Genomic DNA, 7,332 nt, shown 5'->3' with positions numbered 1-7,332 from the left:
TCCGGTCTATGGGCTTGAATATCGGCGATAAACTCTTGCCAAAACCAAATTGGCATATGTTTTACCGTATCTACCCGCAAAGCATCCACGCCTCGATCTAGCCACTGCTTAATCGCCGATTTGATGTAGTTGCGATATTCGTTGTTATTTTCGTTGAATGTGGCTAAACCAGAAAGTTCGCAGTTCTGTACTTGCCATTCATCTTCCCAGTTTGAAACTTCACCGTAATGGTGATACCAATGATCTTTATCGTCGTTAAAGTCGGCAATTTTTACGCCATCGTCATATAATTCTCCCTTGACTCCGCTAATGTCAGGGCTACTATGGTTGCAGACAATATCGAGAATTAACTTCATCTTTCGCTTGTGCAGTTCGTCAATTAAGCGATCGAAGGTGGTATTTCTAGTCTCTTGAGTTTTGTTCAGGGATGGATCTTCATCTTGACCGATAAATCGCGGGTTCAAGCGTTTGAAGTCTTTCGTCCAGTAGCCGTGAATTGCTGCACTTTCGATAAATAAGTCTTCAATTTGCTCGAATAAAGGAGTCAGCCAAATTGCTGTCACTCCCATGCCTTTAAGATAGTCGAGTTTGTCAATAATACCTTGTAAGTCACCACCCCAATATTTGCCCCACTCTTGCTTAGTTGGATCGTAAATTTCTGGGTTGGGACCTTCGCTATTGTTTGGATCGCTATCATAAAAGCGATCGACTACCACAAAGTAAATGGTTTCTTGACGAAATTCGATATCTCTGGTGTAAAGAAATTCTAGATCGATCTCTGTTTCTTGTTGAGGTGCTGTAATTAAAGTCTCTAGTTCTGCTGTTGAATCGATCAGTTCGTGTTGAGCAGGAGTAGCTTTAACCGTGGGAAGTGCTTCCATAGGGTTTACTGAGTTCTATATTTTTCAAATTGCGAGCGCATCTATGCACGAGTTGGTTTTGCTTTTGGCTCCTGTCGTTTTTCAGCGAGATAACATGCCAACCAACTATTTTTTTGCAGGCAATTGTTAAAATATGTTAATTAATAAAACCCTATCATCTATCGTGCGAAGTAATTTTATAGTGACTTTAGCACTTTGGAGAAGCAAAACGTTGCTCGTCACTAGAATATTTGGTATCGGCAGCGGGTTCACCACTCAATCTTGACTGAGCAATTCTCCGTATAGTTATTCTCAGTATCTGTACTCCACTGCAAAATTTTAGCTCCCCTCAAAACTGCGATCGCAATGCAATTTTGAGGGGAGCTTTATGTTATTTAACAAATTTAGCAAACTTTCTTCACGTAGAAATCGCCATCTAGCTCATAGAAGAACCACTGCGATCGTAGTTAGCCGAGAAGGTGGGGTGGGGTTTGCCTTGAATATGATTCCAATATTCTGTCGTACCTTCAAAACCAATTTCAGCTGCTGCACGGTTCAACATCGATTGCTGACGGTTTTTGACTACGTGGTGGTGACGCATCATCAACGCCCGAGCTTGTTCTTGAGTAGACATAATTTATTCCTCTTTATAGTTTTCTGTTTACTTTCACTTTTTTACTATAGCAGGTAATTCTGTATCCAAAAATACAAAATTGTTATTTTTAATATTTCTTAACATAATTCTCAGAAAAGCGAGTAATGAGGAGCGAGGAGCGAGGAGTGAGGAGCGAGGAGCGAGGAGTGAGGGGAAGAAAAGAGCTGCTCTTGAGCTGAGGGAGAGTCGCCCATCTGAGGGGGAGAAGAGAGTTGCGGAGCAACTACCAACTACCAACTACCAACCATCAACCATCAACTGTCAACCGTTCATCCTTATCCCTCATAATGGAAATAGTGGATAAAATTTGCTTTCCCAAAATCCGATCGCCGTTTTACTTGATGAAATATGTTTGATGCACTTGCCGATCGCCTAGAATCTGCCTGGAAAAAGCTGCGGGGACAAGATAAGATTTCCCCTGCCAACATTCAAGAGGCATTGCGGGAGGTACGCCGCGCCTTATTGGAGGCGGATGTCAATTTGCAGGTAGTCAAAGATTTTATTGCTGAAGTAGAAACTAAGGCACAAGGAGCCGAGGTACTTTCTGGGGTTAGACCCGACCAGCAGTTCATCAAAGTTGTTTATGACGAACTAGTAGAAGTGATGGGGGAAACCAACGTTCCCCTAGCACAGGCAGACGTAGCCCCTACCGTTGTTTTAATGGCAGGTTTACAGGGGACGGGAAAAACTACCGCTACGGCTAAATTAGCATTGCATCTACGCAAGCAAGACCTCAGTTGCTTGATGGTAGCGACAGACGTGTATCGTCCTGCTGCGATCGATCAGTTGGTGACTCTGGGTAAGCAAATTGACGTACCCGTGTTTGAAATGGGTAGCAATGCCGACCCCGTAGAGATTGCGCGACAAGGTGTCGAACAAGCCAAAGCACAAGGGGTAGATACAGTTATTATCGATACCGCTGGTCGCCTGCAAATTGACCAAGACATGATGGCGGAGTTGATTCGTGTTAAAGAAGCCGTGCAACCCCACGAAACGCTGTTGGTAGTGGATGCGATGACGGGTCAAGAAGCAGCCAATCTCACCCGCACTTTCCACGAACAAGTCGGTATTACTGGGGCAATTCTCACCAAGCTGGACGGTGACAGCCGAGGTGGAGCAGCGCTTTCAGTACGACGAATCTCGGGACAGCCGATTAAGTTCGTCGGTGTCGGGGAAAAAGTAGAAGCACTACAACCCTTTTACCCCGAACGCATGGCATCGCGCATTTTAGGTATGGGCGACGTGCTGACGCTCGTAGAAAAAGCCCAAGAAGAATTTGACCTTGCCGATGCTGAGAAAATGCAAGAGAAAATTCTCTCGGCAAAATTTGACTTCACCGACTTTCTGAAGCAGATGCGGCTGCTGAAGAACATGGGTTCTTTGGGTGGCATCATGAAGCTAATTCCTGGCATGAATAAGATGTCGGACGACCAGCTGAAGCAGGGGGAAACCCAGCTCAAGCGCTGCGAAGCGATGATCAATTCCATGACAAAGCAGGAACGTAAAGACCCCGATCTATTATCTAGTTCCCCCAGCCGTCGCCGCCGGATTGCCAGAGGTTCTGGATATAAAGAAAGCGACGTGAGCAAACTGGTGAGCGACTTCCAGAGAATGCGAGCCATGATGCAGCAGATGGGTCAAGGCGGCGGCTTCCCAGGTATGCCTAATCTGTTCGGTGGTGGCGGCGGTATGGGCGATCCCTATGCTGCTGGTAGTCGTCCTACTCCCCCTGGTTGGCGGGGCTACGCTGGCGGCGCACCCGCTAAGAAAAAGAAGAAAGAGAAGAAGAAAAAAGGATTTGGGACTTTGTGAGTGGCAATTGGTAATTGGTAATTGGTCATCGGTAGTTGCTCCCTTAGCCCACTCAGCTCTCTTGTCCCTGCTCCCCGCTCCCTACTCCCCAGCAACTGTGATATGATGATCTATTCAGTGAATACAATCTATTAGCCGCCTACAGGAGAAGTTAACCCCAGTATGATCAAACTGCGATTGAAGCGATACGGTAAAAAGCGGGAAGCAAGTTACCGCATTGTGGCGATAAAAAGCAGCGCTCGGCGCGAAGGTCGTGCTTTGGAAGAGCTGGGATTCTATAACCCCAGAACTGACGAAACTAAGTTAGATGTGCCAGGAATCGTAAGGCGGCTCCAACAAGGTGCTCAACCTACTGATACCGTGCGTCACATTCTACAAAAAGCTAATGTCTTTGAACAGCTCAATACCGCAGCCAGCCAATCAACCAACTCATAAGGGCGATCGCACTATAAGTTCAGATCGACAACCAGATTACGCTAAACTAGCGCAATTTCTGATTCAGCCGTTTTTGGAGTCTCCCAACTCGCTAAGCGTGGATTGCGAGTTCTTCCCTAGTACGGCTAAGGTTTGGCTTAGAGTCGCCTTTGAAGGTGAAGACAAGGGGCGAGTTTTTGGTCGCGGCGGACGCAATATTCAAAATATTCGCACGGTTATTGCTGCTGCTGCTGCTATGTCAGGGCATTCAGTATATCTGGATATTTACGGTAGCCAAGCTTTTAATGGTGCGACGAGTGGGGAAGAAACCGGACGTTCATCAGACCGTTCATCTGCGCCAAAATTGAGGGAACAGCGAGGTGAGAGTCCCAAACCCGTGCAAAAACCTCGTTCTCATTAGTCGTTGGTTGATGGCTACCGCTCGTTTGTAGCTAGTAAGCTAGAAAGGACAAATGACTGATGGCGTAGGGCGAAGCCCTTCCCATAGGGTACGACCAATGACAAATAGAAAACTGGTATGGCAGAGCCTTTAACGATCGCGCTACCAACTCAAGCTGGCGCGATCGCTTTAGCTGGAGAAAAAGAAGAAAATTTGAAAACTCTGGCGCGACTCACAGGCGCTACAGTCGTGTTGCGCGGGCAAGAGTTATATATTTACGGTACGGAAAATCAAATCGAGCTAAGCCAGCAGTTAGTGCGATCGCTCGAAGACCTCTGGAGTCAAGGTAAAAGTATTTCTAATGCAGATATCCTCACGGCGCGTCAAGCATTAGATACCCATCGCCAAGGCGAACTGCAAGAATTACAGCGAGATGTTCTCGCTCGTACCCGTCGCGGCGATGAAGTGCGGGCAAAAACTTTTCGTCAGCGTCAATACATTCAATACATCCGCACCCATGACTTGACATTTTGCTCTGGTCCTGCTGGTACTGGTAAGACTTATTTAGCGGTAGTCATTGCTGCCCAAGCTTTGTTAGCAAATCAGTACGAACGGTTAATTTTAACTCGTCCAGCCGTGGAAGCTGGGGAAAAACTGGGCTTTTTACCAGGGGATTTGCAACAAAAAGTCGATCCGTTTCTCCGTCCCCTCTACGACGCATTGTATGAGTTTATCGACCAAGAAAAAATGGCTAACCTAATGGAACGGGGAGTCATTGAAGTAGCTCCTCTAGCATATATGCGGGGTCGCACGCTGAATAATGCTTTTGTGATTGTGGATGAGGCGCAGAACACGACACCAGCCCAGATGAAAATGGTGTTAACGCGGTTGGGATTCCGTTCGCGCATGGTTGTGACTGGGGACATGACTCAGACTGACTTACCTTTGCAACAACAATCAGGGTTAACAGTAGCGTTGAAGATTCTGCAACATCTCGAAGGAATTGCTTTTTGCGAGTTTTCTCAAAAAGATGTCGTTCGCAATCCTTTGGTGCAAAGAATTGTTGCGGCTTACGAGCAGTACGAGAAATAATTGCTGTTTATTTACCACGGATACTCCTTCTCAAATTCCTTTCTCTACTCAGAGATACAGCAAATCAAGCCGTGGTAAAATATATTTTTCTCTTTAGCATTCTTGCATTCAGATGTTCTAATAAATAGACATTAGGTCAACAGAATATTTACAATTTTTAATTTAAATTTTGTTTCTGATTTGAATAATTTCAAGCAACTTTTGATATCAAACAGTACTTGTACATACGAGTCTCAACAATTTTCAGGGCGATCGCACATTCACCCTACTTTCAAGATATAAGCTTTAAGATAGATGTATAACATTTAATAAAAAAATCAAAATAATAATTCTGCATACTAAAAAAATTGCCTGAAATCTCGATCGCATCTCGCAATATAGATTCGGTCTGACTATTTTTAAAAGCTGGTTGAAAAAATGAAAGGGAAAAAAGCCGCGGTCGCCATTGGTCTATTGGGCGCGATCGGCAGTGCCATTGTTGCTTGCTCGCCAGATAGCCAAAATAACTCTACAGCGCAAATCAATCCAAACGCAAAACTGCGATCGCTTGCAATTACTGTAGGCGATCTCAGCAATCCCTTCTTTGTCTTGATGGGACGAGGTGCGGAATCTGAGGCTAAGAAAATTGCTGGAGAAGGGGTACGAACTGCTGTTGTTTCTAGCGGTTACGACCTCAACTTGCAATTCAATCAAATCGAAAACTTTATTGCCGCTAACACGGACTTAATCCTGCTAAATGCTGGCGATAGTGAGGGCATTGCAGCTGCTGTGGAAAAAGCCAAACAAGCAGGCATTACCGTAATCGCAGTCGATACAGGTGCGGGTGGTGGCGTAGATGCTACCGTCACCTCTAATAATCTGCAAGCAGGGCAGATTAGCTGTCAGTATATTGCCGATCGCCTCAAAGGGAAAGGCAATGTTGTAATTGTGAATGGTCCGCCAGTACAATCAGTATTCGATCGCGTCAAAGGTTGCGAACAAGTCTTTGCTCAGTACCCCAACATTAAAATACTTTCTAAAGACCAAAACGCAGAAGGTAGCAGAGATGGTGGTTTAAGGGTTATGAGCGACCTGCTGACATCATTTAACAAAATTGATGCCGTGTTTGCGATCAACGATCCGAGCGGAGTTGGTGCAGAACTAGCAGCCAAGCAAGCCAGACGCAACGAGTTTTTCATTGTCGGCGTAGACGGCGCACCGGAAGCAAAACAAGCAATTGAAGACCCTAATAGTATTTTTGTTGCGACTGCTGCTCAAGATCCACTGGGCATGACGCAAACAGCCGTACGAGTTGGTAACGAAATTCTCAACGGCAAGAAGCCGAAGAATCCCGACATTTTGATTCCAGTCAGGCTGATTACCAGAGAAAACGTCAAAGACTATAAAGGCTGGCAGTAAGAATTCGGAATTCCGAATTCTTTTTGACTTCTCTTGACTTCTGTAAGGGCGGGTTTGAGCGCAGAACTATCTGTTGTTTGACGGGTATCCTCAAAAAACCCGCCCCTACGACTCTCTTGTCCCCCTAAATCCTATGACAACAACCACATCCCCTCCCATCCCTCGGTTAGAAATGCGAGGCATTACCAAGAAATTTCACGGTGTAACTGCCTTGGAAAATGTCAACTTAACCGTTTATCCAGGTGAAATTCACGCTCTGATGGGCGAGAATGGCGCGGGTAAAAGTACGTTGATGAAAATTCTGGCTGGGGCATACGAAACAGATGCAGGTGAAATTCGCATTAACGGCGAACCAGTGAGAATTTCAGACCCCAGTGCTGCAAGACTTGCAGGAATTGCACTGATTTATCAAGAATTGAACCTCGCCCCCAACTTGACTGTAGCTGAAAACATCTTCATGGGTAGCGAGTTAACTAAAGGATATTTCCTCGATCGCGATCGCATGAATCAGGAAGCAGCAGCAGTCCTCAACAGTCTGGGAGCGAGTTTTCAGCCAGAAGACACGGTTTCTCGCCTCTCAATTGCCGAACAGCAACAAGTCGAAATCGCGCGGGCGCTCAAGGACAATAGCCGCATCCTAATTATGGACGAGCCAACCGCAGCACTGTCAGACCGCGAAACAGAACAACTATTTGAGTTAA

At 45.8% G+C, this 7,332-nt stretch carries 8 protein-coding genes; 6 read left to right on the top strand and 2 right to left on the bottom strand.

Annotated elements, in window-relative coordinates; all coding sequences use genetic code 11:
- Together ACRC32_RS05785 and ACRC32_RS05780 are read right to left on the bottom strand one after the other, a co-directional pair.
- The coding region (locus tag ACRC32_RS05785; RefSeq protein WP_438553097.1) for an alpha-amylase family glycosyl hydrolase at positions 1-881 on the bottom strand (881 nt) is incomplete at its 3' end.
- A 415-nt stretch (positions 882-1,296) separates the two neighbouring features.
- Positions 1,297-1,494 carry a hypothetical protein gene (locus tag ACRC32_RS05780; protein WP_015153918.1) on the bottom strand — a complete coding sequence of 66 codons (198 nt, stop codon included), beginning with the start codon at positions 1,492-1,494 and terminating at the stop codon, positions 1,297-1,299.
- 369 nt (positions 1,495-1,863) lie between these two features.
- Between ACRC32_RS05780 and ffh the strand changes: the two genes are divergently transcribed.
- From ffh to ACRC32_RS05750, 6 genes are all read left to right on the top strand, one after another.
- Entirely contained in the window at positions 1,864-3,327 is a 1,464-nt protein-coding gene (gene ffh, locus ACRC32_RS05775) for a signal recognition particle protein (protein ID WP_438553096.1), read from the top strand.
- A gap of 162 nt (positions 3,328-3,489) precedes the next feature.
- Positions 3,490-3,762: a 30S ribosomal protein S16 gene (rpsP, locus tag ACRC32_RS05770; RefSeq protein WP_015153916.1), complete on the top strand. Its 273-nt coding sequence runs from the start codon at positions 3,490-3,492 to the stop codon at positions 3,760-3,762.
- Positions 3,713-4,162 (top strand): KH domain-containing protein, encoded by a 450-nt coding sequence (locus ACRC32_RS05765; RefSeq protein ID WP_015153915.1) that lies wholly within the window; start codon positions 3,713-3,715, stop codon positions 4,160-4,162. The genes rpsP and ACRC32_RS05765 overlap by 50 nt, the downstream gene beginning before the upstream one ends.
- Before the next feature lie 117 nt (positions 4,163-4,279).
- Positions 4,280-5,233 (top strand): PhoH family protein, encoded by a 954-nt coding sequence (locus ACRC32_RS05760; RefSeq protein WP_438553095.1) that lies wholly within the window; start codon positions 4,280-4,282, stop codon positions 5,231-5,233.
- A gap of 417 nt (positions 5,234-5,650) precedes the next feature.
- Complete coding sequence (locus ACRC32_RS05755) at positions 5,651-6,631, top strand: ABC transporter substrate-binding protein (protein WP_438553094.1); 981 nt, start codon at positions 5,651-5,653, stop codon at positions 6,629-6,631.
- A 133-nt stretch (positions 6,632-6,764) separates the two neighbouring features.
- On the top strand, positions 6,765-7,332 hold a 568-nt coding region (locus ACRC32_RS05750; protein ID WP_438553093.1), incomplete at its 3' end, for an ATP-binding cassette domain-containing protein.

The sequence above is a fragment of the Chroococcidiopsis sp. genome (assembly GCF_051657925.1).
Taxonomy (GTDB): Bacteria; Cyanobacteriota; Cyanobacteriia; order Cyanobacteriales; family Chroococcidiopsidaceae; genus Chroococcidiopsis.
The sequence above is the reverse complement of the archived record's forward strand: the minus strand, read 5'-3'. Positions and strand labels throughout refer to the sequence as shown.